This window comes from Chroococcidiopsis sp. SAG 2025 (genome assembly GCF_032860985.1).
Lineage (GTDB): Bacteria > Cyanobacteriota > Cyanobacteriia > Cyanobacteriales > Chroococcidiopsidaceae > Chroococcidiopsis.
Genome location: NZ_JAOCNC010000002.1, coordinates 282481 through 299417, shown reverse-complemented (window position 1 = coordinate 299417; position 16937 = coordinate 282481). Strand labels below are relative to the sequence as shown.

General features: G+C 48.4%; 24 protein-coding genes. 6 read left to right on the top strand and 18 right to left on the bottom strand.

Going from position 1 to position 16937, the window contains the following annotated elements:
• Positions 1–21 precede the first annotated feature (21 nt).
• Positions 22–540, bottom strand: coding sequence for a DUF1579 domain-containing protein (locus N4J56_RS34205; protein ID WP_317111173.1), 519 nt, complete (start codon positions 538–540; stop codon positions 22–24).
• Positions 541–572: 32 nt separating this feature from the next.
• Positions 573–815, bottom strand: a complete 243-nt coding sequence (locus N4J56_RS34200) for a hypothetical protein (RefSeq protein ID WP_317111171.1) — start codon at positions 813–815, stop codon at positions 573–575.
• Positions 816–972: 157 nt separating this feature from the next.
• On the opposite strand from N4J56_RS34200, the gene N4J56_RS34195 reads away from it, so the two are divergent.
• Complete coding sequence (locus N4J56_RS34195; RefSeq protein ID WP_410500401.1) at positions 973–2109, top strand: IS4 family transposase; 1137 nt, start codon at positions 973–975, stop codon at positions 2107–2109.
• A gap of 204 nt (positions 2110–2313) precedes the next feature.
• On the opposite strand, the gene N4J56_RS34190 is transcribed toward N4J56_RS34195, so the two are convergent.
• The 4 genes from N4J56_RS34190 to N4J56_RS34175 are packed head-to-tail and all read right to left on the bottom strand — an operon-like array spanning position 2314 to position 4494.
• A complete protein-coding gene (locus N4J56_RS34190) occupies positions 2314–3558 on the bottom strand; it encodes a recombinase family protein (RefSeq protein ID WP_317111170.1) in 1245 nt (414 codons plus the stop codon).
• The gene (locus N4J56_RS34185) at positions 3524–4003 is read right to left on the bottom strand and encodes a recombinase family protein (RefSeq protein WP_317111168.1); all 480 of its coding nucleotides are present in this window, start codon (positions 4001–4003) and stop codon (positions 3524–3526) included. The genes N4J56_RS34190 and N4J56_RS34185 overlap by 35 nt, the downstream gene beginning before the upstream one ends.
• Positions 4000–4200: a hypothetical protein gene (locus N4J56_RS34180; RefSeq protein ID WP_317111166.1), complete on the bottom strand. Its 201-nt coding sequence runs from the start codon at positions 4198–4200 to the stop codon at positions 4000–4002. Before N4J56_RS34180 ends, N4J56_RS34185 begins: the two co-directional genes overlap by 4 nt.
• Before the next feature lie 12 nt (positions 4201–4212).
• Entirely contained in the window at positions 4213–4494 is a 282-nt protein-coding gene (locus N4J56_RS34175) for a hypothetical protein (RefSeq protein ID WP_317111165.1), read from the bottom strand.
• Between the two features lie 688 nt (positions 4495–5182).
• Here N4J56_RS34175 and N4J56_RS34170 point away from each other — a divergent pair.
• Positions 5183–5740, top strand: coding sequence for a helix-turn-helix domain-containing protein (locus N4J56_RS34170; protein WP_317105833.1), 558 nt, complete (start codon positions 5183–5185; stop codon positions 5738–5740).
• A 41-nt stretch (positions 5741–5781) separates the two neighbouring features.
• Positions 5782–5943, top strand: coding sequence for a hypothetical protein (locus N4J56_RS34165; protein ID WP_317111164.1), 162 nt, complete (start codon positions 5782–5784; stop codon positions 5941–5943).
• Between the two features lie 152 nt (positions 5944–6095).
• On the opposite strand, the gene N4J56_RS34160 is transcribed toward N4J56_RS34165, so the two are convergent.
• The 3 genes from N4J56_RS34160 to N4J56_RS41515 are packed head-to-tail and all read right to left on the bottom strand — an operon-like array spanning position 6096 to position 8715.
• Entirely contained in the window at positions 6096–7130 is a 1035-nt protein-coding gene (locus N4J56_RS34160; RefSeq protein ID WP_317111163.1) for an IS701 family transposase, read from the bottom strand.
• On the bottom strand, positions 7121–8389 hold the full coding sequence (locus tag N4J56_RS34155) for an IS701 family transposase (RefSeq protein WP_317104593.1): 1269 nt from the start codon (positions 8387–8389) through the stop codon (positions 7121–7123). Before N4J56_RS34155 ends, N4J56_RS34160 begins: the two co-directional genes overlap by 10 nt.
• 56 nt (positions 8390–8445) lie before the next feature.
• Positions 8446–8715 (bottom strand): hypothetical protein, encoded by a 270-nt coding sequence (locus N4J56_RS41515; protein WP_410500709.1) that lies wholly within the window; start codon positions 8713–8715, stop codon positions 8446–8448.
• 99 nt (positions 8716–8814) lie between these two features.
• On the opposite strand from N4J56_RS41515, the gene N4J56_RS34145 reads away from it, so the two are divergent.
• Complete coding sequence (locus tag N4J56_RS34145; protein WP_317104808.1) at positions 8815–9360, top strand: transposase; 546 nt, start codon at positions 8815–8817, stop codon at positions 9358–9360.
• A 73-nt stretch (positions 9361–9433) separates the two neighbouring features.
• Here N4J56_RS34145 and N4J56_RS34140 read toward each other — a convergent pair whose 3' ends face one another.
• The 4 genes from N4J56_RS34140 to N4J56_RS34125 form a co-directional block, all read right to left on the bottom strand.
• Entirely contained in the window at positions 9434–9955 is a 522-nt protein-coding gene (locus N4J56_RS34140) for an SRPBCC domain-containing protein (RefSeq protein WP_317111161.1), read from the bottom strand.
• Between the two features lie 32 nt (positions 9956–9987).
• Complete coding sequence (locus tag N4J56_RS34135; RefSeq protein WP_317111160.1) at positions 9988–10338, bottom strand: metalloregulator ArsR/SmtB family transcription factor; 351 nt, start codon at positions 10336–10338, stop codon at positions 9988–9990.
• A 100-nt stretch (positions 10339–10438) separates the two neighbouring features.
• Entirely contained in the window at positions 10439–10957 is a 519-nt protein-coding gene (locus N4J56_RS34130; protein ID WP_317111159.1) for a hypothetical protein, read from the bottom strand.
• Positions 10958–11170: 213 nt separating this feature from the next.
• Positions 11171–11536 carry a hypothetical protein gene (locus N4J56_RS34125; protein ID WP_317111158.1) on the bottom strand — a complete coding sequence of 122 codons (366 nt, stop codon included), beginning with the start codon at positions 11534–11536 and terminating at the stop codon, positions 11171–11173.
• A 116-nt stretch (positions 11537–11652) separates the two neighbouring features.
• On the opposite strand from N4J56_RS34125, the gene N4J56_RS34120 reads away from it, so the two are divergent.
• Positions 11653–12147 carry a MarR family winged helix-turn-helix transcriptional regulator gene (locus N4J56_RS34120; protein WP_317111157.1) on the top strand — a complete coding sequence of 165 codons (495 nt, stop codon included), beginning with the start codon at positions 11653–11655 and terminating at the stop codon, positions 12145–12147.
• A 14-nt stretch (positions 12148–12161) separates the two neighbouring features.
• On the opposite strand, the gene N4J56_RS34115 is transcribed toward N4J56_RS34120, so the two are convergent.
• Together N4J56_RS34115 and N4J56_RS34110 are read right to left on the bottom strand one after the other, a co-directional pair.
• Entirely contained in the window at positions 12162–12662 is a 501-nt protein-coding gene (locus N4J56_RS34115; protein WP_410500729.1) for a DUF1772 domain-containing protein, read from the bottom strand.
• Between the two features lie 45 nt (positions 12663–12707).
• Positions 12708–13334 (bottom strand): NAD(P)-dependent oxidoreductase, encoded by a 627-nt coding sequence (locus N4J56_RS34110; RefSeq protein ID WP_410500727.1) that lies wholly within the window; start codon positions 13332–13334, stop codon positions 12708–12710.
• A 233-nt stretch (positions 13335–13567) separates the two neighbouring features.
• Between N4J56_RS34110 and N4J56_RS34105 the strand changes: the two genes are divergently transcribed.
• Positions 13568–14440, top strand: a complete 873-nt coding sequence (locus tag N4J56_RS34105; RefSeq protein WP_317111151.1) for an AraC family transcriptional regulator — start codon at positions 13568–13570, stop codon at positions 14438–14440.
• A gap of 77 nt (positions 14441–14517) precedes the next feature.
• Here the strand turns inward: N4J56_RS34105 and N4J56_RS34100 are convergent, their stop codons facing one another.
• The 3 genes from N4J56_RS34100 to N4J56_RS34090 form a co-directional block, all read right to left on the bottom strand.
• A complete protein-coding gene (locus N4J56_RS34100; RefSeq protein ID WP_410500726.1) occupies positions 14518–15489 on the bottom strand; it encodes a glutathione S-transferase family protein in 972 nt (323 codons plus the stop codon).
• A 154-nt stretch (positions 15490–15643) separates the two neighbouring features.
• Positions 15644–16240: a GNAT family N-acetyltransferase gene (locus N4J56_RS34095; protein ID WP_317111148.1), complete on the bottom strand. Its 597-nt coding sequence runs from the start codon at positions 16238–16240 to the stop codon at positions 15644–15646.
• A 48-nt stretch (positions 16241–16288) separates the two neighbouring features.
• On the bottom strand, positions 16289–16741 hold the full coding sequence (locus tag N4J56_RS34090) for a cupin domain-containing protein (RefSeq protein ID WP_317111147.1): 453 nt from the start codon (positions 16739–16741) through the stop codon (positions 16289–16291).
• Positions 16742–16937: the final 196 nt, after the last annotated feature.

The window sequence follows — 16937 nt, the reverse complement described above, 5'->3', positions numbered from 1 at the left end:
CCGTTCAGTTCTGGTATTGGGTTACTTCTTCCGCCAATAGTTCGCTGTCATGAATTGATGCCACTGCCCGTCATCGCCCAGCACGTGCGATGTCAGCACTCGGAGATCGTCGCTCTTGAACTCGATCGCATCCTTATACCTTGCCATCTTCCCTGCGCCAGTCATAACGGGTCCTTCAGAATCGAGCGTCAGCACCCTTTGGGCCGCGTCCAATTCGCCACCATCGTACACCCAAAGGTAGGTCATCATCGACCCAATCCACGTCCCCACGTACCTCTGCTGCTGCGGATCGTAACCAAGCGTCATCATCGTCGTCGCAGCACCACAACCAGGCATCTCGCCCTGTCCTTCAGCCAAAATCCAGAGTCCGCCAAGCGATCGCACACTCTCGGTTCCCGTAGCCTTTTCAACAGGCAGATCCGATTCCATCTTCACCTCGATTTCATACGTCCATTCACCGACGAGCTTTTGTAGCCAATTGTGTTCCTTCTGCGGTTGGGTCTTCATCGTTGAAGGCTGTTGTGTTTTGGTTGTCTCCATTGCTGTATCTCCTTTTCTTGGTCACGTCTAAGTCATTCGGCAGCTCGATCGCAATCGATCGTGCAAGGGATGCCAAATCGATCTACAACCATGCCAAAGCGGGCAGCCCAGAAGGTTTCCTGGAGCGGCATCTGCACCGTTCCGTTTTCTGCCAAGGCGTGAAAGATGCGCTCAGCTTCTGCTGGAGCGTCGATACCAAGCAACACGGAAAGACCTTTTGGTTCTTCATACCGCTCCGGCAAACTGTCAGCACCCATCAGTACCTTATCAATCACTACGGTTCAGTTAAGGCTCAAAGTGTTGTAAATTAAGCATTGTTCCCAAGAATGGAAAGTGAGTGTAGTGCATCTGAAGGATTTCTCATTGTTGTCTCCTACGATACAAAGTAGTGATGTGTTCAAAGCGATAGAGGCAGCCATCCCATCCACGGAGATCGAGCAAGCGATCGCTAAAACTAAAGTTTGTGAACAACGTAAACGCTCGTTACCAGCACAATTGGTAATTTGTTTGGTAATTGCGATGAGTCTGTGGTCACGAGATTCGATGAGAGATGTGCTGAAAAACTTAATTGATGGGCTGAGCGAAGCATGGGTGAAAGTGGGGAAATACTGGCGAGTTTTTTGTAAATCAGCAATAACGCAAGCCCGACAACGATTAAGTCCAAGGGTGATGAGTCAATTGTTCCATCAACTGGTGCGACCAATGGCTAGCACCGATACCAAAGGAGCATTTCTCAATGGATTGCGAATTGTGGTAATTGATCGGACTTGCTTCGATCTGCCAGACAGCGATGAAAATGCGAGAGTTTTTGGTCGTCCGAGCAGCCGTCCTGGCACACAAGCCGCATTTCCCAAACTGCGATTAGTCATTTTGGTAGAAGCAGGAACACATTTAATCTTTGATGCATTGATGTGTCCATATCGAATAGGAGAACGAGTGCGGGCATTAAGATTATTACGCTCCGTGAGTTCAGGGATGTTGTTGATGTGGGACAGAGGGTTACATTCTTATGCAATGGTGCAAGCAACTGTCACAACTGGTAGCGATTATTTAGGAAGAATTCCCGCAAATGTCAAGTTTTTGTGCGAAGAACCACTGGCGGATGGTTCTTATCTGAGTTGGATTTATCCACCTGCTAAATTCCGCTCAAAAGCTTGCCAGCCCATACAAGTCCGAGTGATTGAATACACAATTGGTAATACCGACAACCCAGAGGAACAACTAAGATATCGCTTAATTACCAGCTTATTGGAATTGGAGAAATTTCCGGCTCAACTACTGGCGATTGAATATCATCAACGCTGGGAAGTAGAAAATACTATTGATGAACTCAAAGTACATTTATCAGGACGAAAAACTCATATTCGCTCTCAAAAACCGCGTGAAGTTGTGCAGGAAGTTTACGGGTGGTTGTTAGGACACTGGGCTGTGCGGTTATTGATGTTTCAAGCTGCAAAGAGCGCGGGTATCACTCCTTTGCGTCTGAGTTTCACTGGGACATTGCGAGTTATTCGTCGTGCTATCCCGAAATTTCAACGCTTGCAATCACAAGAACTCCCCTTTTTTTAAGTTGGTTAACTGTAGAGATTTTAGACACTCTGTTACCTGAACGAGTTTCTCGTACCAATCCCAGAGTTGTAAAAAAACCTGTATCCAAGTTTCGCTCAAAAAAGCCAAGACATCGAGCCACCCCCTCCCGAACCAATCCTCCTATTTTCTTTATCCTCAGCACAGCGTAGCCTTAAATGAACCGTATTGCCTTATCACCCACAATTAGGCTGGCGTGCATAATTCGATTGCGCCATTCGGAGGGCGGTCACGCCCTTTACAATGTTGCAAAAAATCTTTACCAGGATCTGGAGTCGAAGGATTGGGTCCGACTCGGAACACGATATTCACCTGTCCTTGCTCAATTTCAACCTGTTTAACCAGGGTGCGAATAAGTTCACGTTGAGTTGCCCAGTCAACAGAGTCTAGACCATTCTTGACTCTAGCAGTGAACTCATGTAAGCGAGTGATAATCAAGTGCAACTGAGTATGCAATGTCATTTCCTCAGATACCTGTTTTGCTTGGGCTTCCAATACTACGACCCGTTGTTTGAGGCGAGTCAGTCGTGGTTCAAATTCACCCTTATCAATCAAGCCTTCTGCATAGCTATCAATCAGCCGCCCCATTCCTTGACGCAGCTTGGAAATTTGAGCTTCTAAATTAGCTAGATTCAATTGTTTAGCATTAGTAGGCTCTTGCTGACGACGGTGATATTCCTGCTCCAGCCGTTGTGGATTCTCTAGTAGTGCTCGGACTTCCTTCCAGACGACAACTTCCAATAAATCTGTCCGCAGTTGAGTGTTTGAGCAGATGCGTTGACCACCAAAACGATAGGCATCTGTGCCGATACAGCGGTAGTAAGCATAGTCACGGGTTTTGCCTTTGGCTACTTTGTGACTCACAGGTTTGCCGTAGTAAGAATAGCCACACTGCTTGCAGACGACTAATCCTTGCAGGAGGTACTTAGCTCCTCGTTGGCTTTGCCGAACACGCCGTCGATTCTCACTCAACTGTTGCTGCACGGACTCAAATAGAGCTTCATCCACTAAAGCAGGTACGGGGATACTAATCCATTCTTCTTTTGCAACTGGATAAGTCGAGTAGGGGCGACGTGGTTGTGAACAGTGGCCTCGCCCCGGTCGCAGCCTTGGACGCATTTGCCCCAGAGCCGTTTTACCAAAAGCAGCCATACCTTTATAGGCAGGGTTTTTCAGCATTCCCCAGACAGTGGTACGGTCCCAAGCTTGTTTCCCAGTTTGAGTCGGAATTCCCGCTTGTTGAAGGCGGCGACAAACTTGATTAATTGTCAGCCGTTCTCGACCTACCCACTCAAAGATTTGACGTACAACTGTAGCCTGTTCTAGGTGAATCTCATAGCGGGCTTGACCTCCACCAGAATGCTTGTCAATGTAATGGTAGCCGTAGGGAGCACTCCTATAGGGCATTGACTGAGCCAGAATCAGCAGCATGGCGCTTGCCTCGCCGACTCCGCTCTAAAATCTTGGCTCGCTCATACTCTGCCATCATTCCTTGTACTTGCAGCAACAAGTCATCTTCTGGACTACGCCCCAACTCTCGGTTGAGGAAGATAACTTCAACGCCTGCTCGCTGCAACTCATCGACCAATAATACTTGATAAGCGTATTTCCGAGCCAAGCGATCTGGAGAATGAACGTACAGGCGGTCAAGCCCTCCATCTGCTGCCAAGTCACGTAGTCTTTCCAAGGCTGGACGAACCAGTGTCGCTCCACTGTAACCTTCATCCACAAATTGGAATTCAGTTCCCAAGCTAAATTTATCTTCCTTGACCCGCTGTTGTAGTGCAGCCAGTTGGCTTTCAATTGTATTAGCCGTTGCTTGTTGTTCTGAAGAAACCCGTGCATAGATTGCTACTTGCAGTTGACTGCTGCTCATGGGTGGATTCCTCCTACTTGTTGCTGTGGTGGTTCTGGTTTGGCATGAGTTTTTTTCCGGCTGGCTGATGTGCAACAGCTAACTTGTGGAACGATTTGTTCGTATGCACTGGCTAGACACTCGGCAGCAATCCGTGACGCTTCAAAACTGACTTTGACCTCCAGCACTTGCTGACGCTTTTTCTGGCGACGACTCATAGCAATTTCCTTTTAGCTCAAGTCGTCCGGTTGAATTTTAGTGTGGTAAAGCGATGAAAGCAGCTTCGCAAGGGATTCTCTAGCTGAACGCTTGGCTTTGAGGATAGCAGCTGCTTGAACTAGAGCTTCTTTCAGTGGCAACATTGAATTTGTCACAATATCAGAGGCGACAGATTTTGAATCTGTGTCATTATCAGTGCTACCAGATTTAGATTTTGTGTCAATATCAATAGCTTCTCCATTGTCTAACTGGTGGGCGAGTTTCACCAGTTGCTGGGCAAAAACTTTTGGCACTCGAATCGTTTGAGTTACTGAATGCTTCCAGCTTGATTTCCTGCCAGCGTTGTCAAGGGTAGCCACCCCGACCTGATTTGTTGGGCAATAAAGCATTCTCCTGAGTCATCAACACCTCTCTACTTGAATCTGTCACAAAATCACAATCCTTCCATTTAACCACACGATTGGCAGATACTTCTATGCGTTGCTTCAATAGCCAGCAGATGTCAAAGCCCGAATCAACTAGGCTCTTCTTCAACAGGCAAGACCTGGGGAAACTGCAAGGGTGCTCCCCCGAATCCATCCCCATAATCAGGGCGTAACTGTTCTCGTGGAATTGAAATTGAAAATTCTATGATTGCTTTTGCAACATTGTAAGGGGCGCGTGTGCTCCGCCATTGGCGACTCCCCGTAGGCCATTGTCGCTTCGATTTTGCCACCCAAACATTGCTCGTAGAACTTAAATGCTGCCTCGCATTGACCGTTGAAATTCAGATCGGGATTCAGCTGCATTGTATCGAAATCTCCGGCTATTCAAGGATTGAGAAATGCGATCGCGTGAAATGATGTGGCTGCCCAATACAAGAATATAGTTCGATTGTACTACCGCGCTGTCGGATCTGCTGACTAGTGGGTCATTTGGTATGAGTGTTGCTATAAAAAGGATGGTCAATTAAAGTGAAGATACATAGTTTTTCAGGTTGTGATGACACGGCAAAAAAAAGCACCTTTGCGACCGTTAAGTGATGAAGAACAAACCGACTTGAAAAAACTGAGCCGTTCTCAATCCCAATCATCTGCTAGTGTCATGCGGGCCAAAGCGATTCTAGCCGTGGCTCTTGGGGCTGATTACACGAGTGCAGCGCAGTTAGTAGGATTACGCTGTGGTGATACGGTCAGCAAGTGGGTCAGTCGCTTCAATGTTGAAGGCTTAGCTGCCTTACAGCCTCGACATGGCGGTGGGGCAGTAGTGCAATACAGCGAACCAGAAAAACAACGCATCCTGTCCGAATTTCAGCGTCAACCAGAGCGGCAGAAAGAGGGCACGGCAACCTGGTCAGTAGCTACACTTCAACGGGCTTTGCGTCAGGCTCCTGATGGCTTAACCCAAATCAGTACTTATACAATTTGGCAGGTACTCAAAGAGGCGGGCTATAGCTGGCAAAAGAGCCGCAGTTGGTTAAAAACTGGACAGGTGAAGCGCATACGCAAAGGCAAGCTAGTAGTAGTAACTGACCCAGATACCGTGGCAAAAAAAAACTGATAGAACGCGCTTACACTCAGGGACAGAAGCTAGGCTTGAGTGTGTGGTGCGAAGACGAGGCGGGACCATTTGGCACTGCTCCTTACCCTGGTAGCAATTGGCAGCCAGTAGGTAAACCGACACGGCAAGAACATGAATATATCCGTAATGGCACAGCCAAGCTGTTAACGCTATTCCATCCCGCTACTGTATTACAGTTGTAGATAAATAGAAGAATGAATTCGCTTTTGGTAATGGTAGTAACGAGCAGTAGCTTGATGAGATCTGCGCCAATAAGACCAACGCAAAACGTGTTCAAGACACCAGAATGTGGGAAACAAGAATCGAGATACCCACCGCTTCATCTCCCAGATACTTAGTCGGACAATAAACCTCGTGCCGCTTTGAACGCAGTTAGACTGCCAGTTGTTACTAGAGGTAAAGGGGGGGTAGAGGAGTGAATAGCAGGCTCACAAGAGTGTCGTAAGACGGTGAGAAATATTTGAGCAGCCAGGACGAGGGTGATGTGTCGATGCCAACCATGCCAGGAACGAACTTCGTACTCTCCTAAACCTAGCTGGTCTTTAGCAAATTTAAAGCACTCCTCAATCCGCCACCTTTGCCCGGCGATTTGAACCATCGTTTCTAGGGTAGTATCGCTCTTAGCAAATACTTGATAGTAGCTGACGCGAGGATCTTCAGGGTGTTCTAGAGAGCGGCGGAACAATAACCAACGTTGAAAACCATCTGATCTGTCACAATTAACTGGCACTTTCGCCCAGTCATAGTATCTTTCTCCCTTACTGCCAGCTCCACAGCTAAGACGTTGCCACAGCTGGCTGTCCGGCTGAGGTAACAGTTCTTGGGCTTGATAACGTTGCCAGCCAATAACTACAGGCTGCTTCTTGCTGACCGTGAGTATATACGGTTGTTTAGCAGTCTTTTCCAGCCACCACCACAATGAACCATCGTTGCCATAAACCTCATCAGCAACAAACCAGGCGGGACGTATTCCGTCTTTAAAAGCTGATTCCAACATCTGTTGTGCTAGTTGAGGTTTAGTCGCAAATGTGATTGATTTTGGAACTGCTCCCTTCTTACGTTTGCTTTGATCTTCACTCCATGTGCGCGGTAGATACAAACGGCGATCGATCAACGTATGTCCTTTGTCGCTAATGTAGGACATGAACACACCTACCTGGCAATTCTCCAAATGTCCAGTTGTGCCATAATACTGCACCTGTACGCCTACTGACTGCTCTCCTTGCTTCAGAAAACCTGTTTCATCAATTGCCAAAATATCTGTTTCACTCTTCAAATGCTCCACTGCATACTTTCTAATTTCTGCACACACTGCGTCCGCGTTCCACTGCGCCCGTCCTAGTGGGACTTTAAAACTTTCTAAGCCCAAATATAGCCGAACTTAGCTCTGTGAGAGGCAAATACATCAACATGCTCATTAAGCCAGCGGACCAAACGAAACTCGACTGCGGTGCGGAATGCCTCCAATGCTTCGGCAAAGGTTTGTAAGGGTTTGGTTGCCCAACGTCTGCGGAATCCGCCGGTCAACTGATGCCAAAGGATGAAGGTGTAAGCGATGAACACTAAAACCCAATGACGCTTCATACTCAGAGCATCCCGAACTTGATACTCACTCAAACCCAACCAGCCCTTGGCTTCTCGATAGAAGACCTCCACCCAGTTGCGAGCAGAATATGTTTGAGCTACCCAAGCCGCACTGACTTGGTTGTCAGAGGCATTGGTGAGAAAGTAATCCACCTCCGTCGCTTGCTCGAAACTAGAGGCATTGAGTTGAATCGCCAGCCAGCGAGTGCCTTCGAGCTTCGGAACGTGAACTGGTAACAGCGCCACCCAAACTGTCCGGGGCTGCTCCAGATTGAGTTGCACAGGTGTGAACTGCTCCACTGCCAAGGTTTGAGCAATAGCTTCTAATCCCTGCTTACGAGCAGACTCATCACCTGATGTTTGAGCAGTAACTTGGCGGTTTTTGGCGATTGCTGCCACGTAAGTTAGGTTTCTCGACTCCAACTGCTTGAGAAAAGGCGTGTTATTACCGTAGCCTGCATCAATTACAGTCACACCCGGTCGATAACCGCGCTTCAAGCATTGGTCAACCAAGTCTAGAGCCAGGTCAGGTTTTTTCTGGAAGTTGGGGTCTGCCTTGCCTTGCTCGAATAAACTTGCGTGTTGATAGAGTGCAACATCTAACGGCAGACGTCGCACTCCATCATACAAGTAGGTAGTCAGCAGCACAATACCATTGTCAGTCTTGCCAATCTCCCCAATGTACTGCCGTCCTACCCCATCAGTAGCCGCACCACTTTTGCGATGTCCCGAATCATCTACAATCAATGTGAAACCTTGACTCGGGGTCGTCTGGCGACACTGGTGCATCACCTCCAACCGCCGATTATTTAGCTTGACTTCATCCCAAGGGGCATTGTTGAGAAAATGTCTGAGGCTGTTGTAGGAGCCATCTACTGTATTTGTGACCAGTTGGCTCAGGTTTTTGCGCTGACTCTCACCCAGCAGTCCCCCTAGATAAACACGAAATTCCTGCCGCTGCTTCTGACGCGAAAATACATCATCAAACCGACGACACCAGTTCTCAAAGCACTGCGGCATCGCTGCTGGTACTTGATCTTTCACCTTACGTTGCTCCTGTCGAGACTGACGTAAAACGCAACTCCTACCCGCATTCTAGCTCAATTTGCTCCATCTTTCTTACAAAGTCCCACTAGTAAATGTTGGAAGCGATAGGGATTGCTATACCCTACCTGTTCTGCCATTTGCCATCCATTCTTCCGCTCAACTGGGCTTAGTAGTGCCTGGATATAGTCATACGCTGCAAGACGTGCTTCAGAACGAGCGAAGTGCTTTCCCAGTTTTTGCTGAAACGCTTTCAATCTACTGCTCCATTGGGAGAGCGCTTCTAATGCAACACCTGTTAAAAACACGTTGGATGTATCAAGCATTGCTAAACTGTATTTCCTTACAAATCTAGTTTAGCTTATCTACAACTGTAATATACTGGGCAAGTACGAGTTAAGGGTGTTACCAGTTGTACCAATGCTGTGTTGCACGAATGGCTCAAGCAAGAATTAGCTAGTGTTGTACAATCACTGCCAACTCCAGCTCGATTACTCAAGCCTGAAGAAAATCAACGGTTATGGAAAAGTTGGCAGCAGGGGTTGAAAGTACGCTTTACACTCCCACACGACTTACCGCCACTGCGAATGTTGCTAGTGATGGATAACTTGGTCGGACATAAAACTCCCCAGTTGGTATTGTGGCTGTGTGCTCATGGCATCATGCCGCTCTACACACCTCTTGGCGGTAGCTGGCTGAATATGGCTGAGTCGATTCAACGAATTCTCAAACGCCGAGCTCTAGAGGGGCATCATCCGCAAACAGCCTATCAAATTATTGAGTGGTTGGAAGCAACTGCTTTTGGATGGAACCAACAACCAACGCCGTTTGTCTGGGCAGGATTACGAGCGCAACGTCGAGACAGAGCGCGTCAAAGATTTCACTCTCTTGGTGGTTCTGGTGCCTGTACGCATCGTCCTCTTCGGCGGACAACTATTGCCAAAAATAATGGCAACACTCATACCAAATGACCCACTAGTGAAGTCAATCTTAAGAAAAAGATAAGAGTTAAGACGAGTTCCGAATCTGATGGAAATACCAACGTTAGTCCAGCACTCTTTTTTCGACCATCTTCGCTAAATACTCATCCAGACATTCCAAGCTGGAGTTCCACCCCGCAACAACTCCCATTTCTTCGTGCTTGCGGCGATCCTCCGCAGTCGGGTGCATAATCCGCAGAATCAGGCGCGTCTTGTCGCCCAAGTCCTCGAAAATAGTTGTCGCCACAATCGTGCCACTCGGTAGGTCTGCCTCGATAACCCGTTCAAAGCCCTGATCAAATTCGTCACTAGTGACAATTCGTTCGGGCGGTACGACTTCGCGAAAGACGCCTTTGACCGGATACTCGGTGCCATCGGGACCGCACATCACATACCGCCAAGTGCCACCTGGTCTAAAGTCCATTTCATCAACACGGGTTGTGAAGCCTTTAAGACCCCACCACTGCTCAATGTGTTTTGGCTGAGTCCACACTTTGAACACGAGTTCTCTCGGTGCATTGAAAACGCAGGTGATGACGATCTCCCGATCGCTTTGAGCGTCAGTGGAACCGTTTTGTTTCAACATTTTATTTCTCCTGAGAATGGAACGATCGCCAGTTATGTTTCGCGATCAGGTTGATTTTCCTCTGCTTGCAATTCCTGTAGATAATCGTCCAGGTGATCGAGGCTCTCTTGCCAGAATTGGCGATACTGCTCGAGCCAATCTGCCACATCCTTGAGTGATTCTGCTTCTAGCCGGCAGGGTCGCCACTGAGCCTCACGACCCCGCACGATCAATCCGGCTCGCTCCAGCACCTTAAGATGTTTGGAAATGGCAGGTAGGCTCATCTGGAACGGTTGGGCTAGCTCACCCACCGATGCCTCACCCTTAGCAAGATGAGCTAGGATCGCCCGTCGAGTGGGATCGGCAAGGGCGGCAAAAGTGATGCTGAGGGGATCTGCAGACATCTTTATTTAACCTATTGGTTAACTAACCAATAGGTTAAACGTAATGACAGAGAATGTTAAGGCTAATCGATCTCGTTTCTTGAACTTTTGTATGGTAATCTCACGCACTCTGACCATTTACCCAGACAGCGACGATCATCGCGATTAGGCTCACGAGGGCGAACCCCGCACGCGCTACATGCGAGTACTCCCATTGGTTCCGCAAGTCCGTCCAGTCCACCGGACGAGTTTTATTAGACCGGCTCGCTGCGAATGAGAAAAAGCCAGCACTAAAGCGGTTGAGGTTTTCGCCCTCCAGCCAGAACTGATTGACTGGGTGCGTCAGGAGCCAATACACGACTTGCATACCCACCAGTCCGAGTAATGCCACCAGCGTCAGCCAGAATTCTGCACTTCCCAATGGTGTAAAGAACAACAGGACGAGCGTTACAACTAAGCCACCAAACTCACCAACGCCGCCGCCGATCGTGAACCCTGGATAATAGTAGATGGGCTGCATGGCAAAGTAAGCTTCCTTTGTAAGTCGCATTTTCCCAGGAAACTCAAGGGCATGAGCGAGTGCCAGTGCCAGCGCCACAGCAATCAGGATCGCGCTCAGAATTTGTAAAACGTCGAACATTCGTTATACCTCCTCGCCAACCGTTGACGATCGGCATGAAATTCCTTTGCGAGATCGTTACTTTCTCAACACTGCATAGGGTTGTTCAGTGCGATCTCGCAGATACCGTGCGGGTGTTTCCACCAGAGCAGAAAGCACCAGGGCACTAAATGCGGCTAGATGGCAGAAAAATCGTGCCAAATGCGAATATTCCCACTGGTAGCGGAGTTGTTCTCAGTTTGCTGGAATTGATTCGGGTGTGGCGCTGCGGATCGCAACATTTACGGGTTCTGTAAAGGCAAAGAAGATAACTGGAAATGCCAGTAGCATCAACGCGATCGCTACTAGTGTCAGTCCAAATGCAGGGTGACGCTTGCGGACGAGGATAGCCAATCCGATCGCCGCCACAGGCGCAGCAAATTCAATAAATGCACCAATATTCGGAGGTCCAAATGCCACATACAGGCTGTTTTGAATTGCAATGTATTGCGACGCGGAGTACTGCATTTTCGCTGGGAGTTCTAGCGCGTGACAAAGCGCTATTCCCGTGACTAAGGCAGAGAGGATGAGGGTAATAAAGCGCCAGGTTTTCAAGAACATGGTAAATCCTCCTAGATCGGGCTTGCGGGCAGCAAGTTGGAGGCATAGCTAGATTCAGCCATAATCTAAGTATGACAATCAATAGTCAAAATGACAATTATTTGTCATATAAGAATATGAACTTTTGTGATGAACAACGCGCTATGGCAAAACAGGCAGTTAACAGAACCCCAGCAGGACAAGCGATCAAAGAGTTAATCGTTGAAATTGTGGCAACCTTTTTTCTGCTGCGGGCAGAAGGGATGCGAATCGGGGTGGTTTCACCATCAGGAGAGGGCTACTGGAGTGTTTTGCGACTGCTCAAGGTGAACGGCGCTCAAACTGTACCGCAGATTGCTCGATATCGTTACGTTCCTCGGCAAAGCATTCAACAACTCGCCAACGAAATGCTAGAGGATGGGGTAATTGAGTTGGTCAATAATCCCGCCCACAAGAGATCGAAACTCTTGCGCCTCACACCCAAGGGAGAAGCTGTTTTTCAACAATTGAGTTCGCGCATTGCCGTGCTAACGGAAAACCTGGCAGCACGAGAAGATGCAGCCCAATTGCAAAATGCAGTCGTTGTCGTGAAACACTTGCACGAACAACTTAGAGAGATGTTAGATCGATAGGTTGTACGGTAGTTTTATTGCACCGCTCGCTCGCCAAGCGCGATCGTCAACAATGCTGCTGCTGCCAGTGCCGCTATCGTCCGTACGTAATTCCAAATTGTCCAGGTTGTCAGGTAGCTAGCCCATAGGTTTCCGCCTTGGATGCTATCCGGTTTGACAGCTGCCAAGGCATCGTTTAACGGCACGTTGAATGCAATCGTCACTCCGACTGTGCCAACGAGATAGAGTAGGCTACCGACGAGCAAGTAGGCAGCACCAGGTTGATGCCACTTTAACAGCGAGGAGATAGCCAGAAAGAGGCAAGTCGCAGCCGTCCCAAAGATCGCTGTCATGAACAACGGATTGATTGCCGTGATATTGATCGATTGCATGGCAGCAATGCCTTCTTTTGGCTGAAGTCGGGCAAGAGCAGGCATCACAAAAGTCGAGAAAGCGAAAAAGACTCCTGCTACTAGCCCGCAGCCTAGCGCCGAGAACAGCTTGAATACGAAAAGCGAGTGGTAAGTAATTGCCATAAACCCTCCTGCAAACTGTTGTTGAGCCAAAATTCGCGTGTCATTTCAATACGACAGGGCAGGTGTCTTGTGAAGGTACAGATCGTCTGTCAATTGTTTCAGCATAAAGTCGGCAACATCGGCACGCGAGATTTTGAGTTTTGATGTCCTATCGGTGCCTGGAAAGCCGTGTCGGTAGTTGCCAGTGCGCTCGCCATCTACGAAGGCTCCCGGACGGACGATCGTCCAGTCCAGATGGCTTTGCTTGACGTAGTTTTCTTGCGCTACATGGTCTGCATAAGCTTGACGCAGCAGGAACCCAAACATGATGTATTTCCAGAAAAAGTTGAGATTCCCCCAACTCTCTCCCACCCCAAGGGTTGTTTGGCAGATCAACCGTCGAACACCCACCTTCTCCATTGCGCGAATGATATGTCGCGTCCCCTGCGATCGGATTGTACCTTTGCTACCTGCTCCCAGCGAACACAGCACGGCATCTTGCCCCTGTACTGCCTTCTCTACTGATGCGAGATCCATGACATCACCCTGAATAACCTTCAGGTTCGCGTGCTGAATGTCGTCGAGCTTTGCTGGATTGCGTGTAAACGCCGTAACAGTGTGCCCTTGCTCGAGTGCTTGCCAGACAAGCTGGCGACCGATACTACCTGTTGAACCAAATATCAGTAGTTTCATCTTCCCTACCTCCCTCAAGATGCGTTATCAACTCCTGCATACTCTGGGATTGCAATCATGTGTAATCGATGTGCGTACTTCCTGACTCAATTACCCTTCCAGCTTAGGTAGATCGACTTGCATCCAACTATCTCATTCTTGTGAAATTATCCAAATCTTGCGGTCAATTCTCAGCATATTTAGTGGAATGCCCAAACGAATACAATTAGAACTAGAGGCATTGGGTTTGCAGCATGAAGACGACCGAAGATCGCCAGATTGAATGTACCAGCTTACCGATCTTGTCGAGTCGCGATCGGGGTTGGGAGAATATTCTGGTCGAACAATTCCAACACCCTGCGGGAGAAGGGAGGACTTGTTACAGCGACGAACACGCGATTTGTCTGTCTCTAGCACCTCGTCCTGTACTCTTGCTACAAACTCAGGGAGATAAAACCCGCACGGGATTGTATGCGAAGGGCGATTTTTGCATCACGCCTGCCAAGATGCCGTTTTTTGCCCGTTGGGAGAGTGACGATCGCTTCTTGCAGGTTCGGATTACGTCTCGGTTTATCGAAAGCGTGGCTGGAGAAGCTCTAGAGATAAACCCCGATCGCCTGGAATTACTGCCCGAATTTCGGGTTCGCGATCGCCAACTTGAAGCGATCGGCATGATGTTACTCGCCGAACTCCAACAGGAGAATTCAGGCAGCAGGCTTTACATCGAGTCATTGGCAAATGTCCTAGCGGTGCATTTACTCAGACAATACGCCACTGCCAAACCGCATCTGACCGTTTACGCAGGTGGATTACCTCAGCGTCAACTGCTGCAAATCCTGGACTACATCCACGAGCATCTAGATCGAGATATTAAGCTTGCCGACTTAGCAGATCTACTGGGTATCAGTCAATTTCATTTGAGCCATCTATTCAAACAATCCCTCGGCACATCTCCCTACCAATATCTGCTCGGACAACGCATCGAACGGGCAAAGCAGTTGTTGAAACAAACTGACCGATCAATGATGGAGATGGCGTTGATGTGTGGCTTCAGCAGCCACAGTCGCCTGAGCCAACATTTCCGGCAGCTGACAGGCATGACACCGAGAGCCTACAGAGCGAATTAACCATGCAATTTTCTGGTATACCTGCGGTTGGAAATAGGGAGCGATCGGCTTCGCGCCTTGCCGAGTTGCGATCGCAACTACGCCTTGCCGAAGCGATTGCGATTGTGCTGTCGGTCAAAATCGACGAGCGGTCCCTTGGGTACAATTCGATTGGGATTAATCTCGGTCATACTCATGTAATAGCCACGCTTGATGTGGTCTAGATTGCACGTCACTTTGAGTTGGGGACGCTGATATAAATCCAGTAGATAATTCCAGAGGTTCGGATAGTCCACAATTCGCCGCAGATTGCACTTAAAGTGACTGTAATATACCGAGTCGAAGCGATACAGCGTTGCGAATAGACAAATATCAGCTTCAGTCAGGCGATCGCCGCATAAATAGCGTTGCTTGCTCAGCACGGTTTCCCATCGATCCAAATTCTCGAACAGTTGGGTCACGGCTTCTTCGTAAGCGGCTTGCGTTGTCGCAAAACCAGCCCGATAGACACCAACATTGACTGGCAGATAGATTGCATCAATGGTTTCATCGATCTGCTGTTGTAGGTCGCGTGGGTATAAATCTACTTGTTGCGTTGCCAATGCAGCAAACTCTACGTCAAACATCCGCATAATTTCGCGAGATTCATTATTGACGATGATTTGAGTTTGCTTATCCCACAAGACGGGAACTGTAACTCGTCCCGTGTATTTGGGATCGGCTTTGAGATAAATCTCTTGCAAATATTGAGCGTGATTCACCCAGTCGGGAATGGCTCCTGGTGCTTGACTAAACATCCAGCCTCGATCGCCCATAATCGGATCGACTATAGAGACTGAGATGACATCATTCAACCCTTTGAGTTGGAGCATAATTAAGGTACGGTGCGCCCACGGACACGCTAAGGAAATATAGAGGTGATAGCGTCCTGCTTCTGCTTTAAACCCACTCTTGCCATCGGCGGTGACGCGATTCCGAAACGTTGTTGGCATCGGATTGAACTCTCCGCTCTGGTCTCGCTCGCTCCAGCCAATCGTCCATTTGCCTTCAATCATCATTCCCGTCATAATTTTCTCCTATCCCTCATTTATCACTCTGAGTAAGAAATAACATCTAAGACTTGAAAAAGCTTGTCATGTATAACTTTCACGCTTAATGTCCTAACAATTGACAACAGAAAGGAACGATTTTGCCAGAATCCTTATCGACAGCAGATTCTAAATTTTACTCTCCTAAAATTGACAAATGAAGTTTAAGTGCAAGTTGCATCAGTAGGACAGTTACAGAAACATCACCCGCTGGATAAGTTTCGCTACCAACCTCTACAAATCCCCAGCGACGATAGAACGCGATCGCACGCTCGTTCCCTTCTAGAACGCGCAACCAGCAAGTCTGAAATCCATGATTCACGGCGAAGTCTAGTACGGTCTGCATCAGCTTCGCTCCGATGCCTTGACCAATCCACCTTGAATCTAGATACAAGCGCACTAGCTCAATCGGGTGCGTGTCCGCGATCGCGCCTGGAGTTGGCGTTGTCTGAAGCTTGGCATAGCCGACAACCTGGTGGTTCACGGTTGCCAGGAAGTAGACAATCTCCGGATTTGCGAGGTCAGCCTTTATCTGCTCTGTGTTGAGTGCCTCTGAGTTATAGCGATCGAGGACTTCTGGGGAAAAGGCAGCACCATAGGTTTGTCGAATCGTCCGCGCACCCAATTCTGTCAGGGTGCTTGTGTCGGCTTGCGTTGCCCGACGTACAGCGATCGATGCTTTGCCAGCAACGTGCTGCGGCTGATTCGCTGCCATCGAAATGTCGTGAATCATAATAAGTCTTCCTAACTCAAGAATTGAAAATTGTTTTTTCTCTAAAGCTCACTGACTTTCCAGCGTTGGATCGTAGGGCACAATTTTCTCCTGTTCATCTGGATCGTTGCGAGCCGTTACCACATAAACGGGTTCTGTGGCGCTGAGGTTACGCGGCTGATGGGGAACGCCTGGGGGAGTAAACACAAAATCCCCCGCCTCGCACACTTTACATTGCTTGAGTCCTTGTCCGTAACAGACTTCGACTCGACCCTTGAGCAGATAGAGAGCCGTTTCATGCTCTGGGTGGACATGTGGCTGGGCAATTCCACCTGGCGGAATAATTACGAGCTGCATCGAAATTCCCTTTGCACCTGCTGTGTTTGCGGAGAGACCGACAAAATCGGGCAATCGTTGGTAACTCAGTGTTTGTGGATCGGGACGCACAACGGTAATCTCAGTTGATTTTTGCTCTAAGGGTTCACAAGGATCGGCAGGATTGGCAGATGTATGTTCTATCATGACGTAGCTTTCCTAAAAGATGATTTGAGATCGGTACAACTGGGCTTCTCAATGGTGCGAGAATGGATTGAATTAACGGCTGAAAATTCAAGGATTTCTCTCAGCCTGTCTATAAAATTCACCACCCTTAATTGACAGGTTTAAAGACAATTCGGATAAATTTTTGTAAACCTTGAGAGGAAAATTTATCGATTCG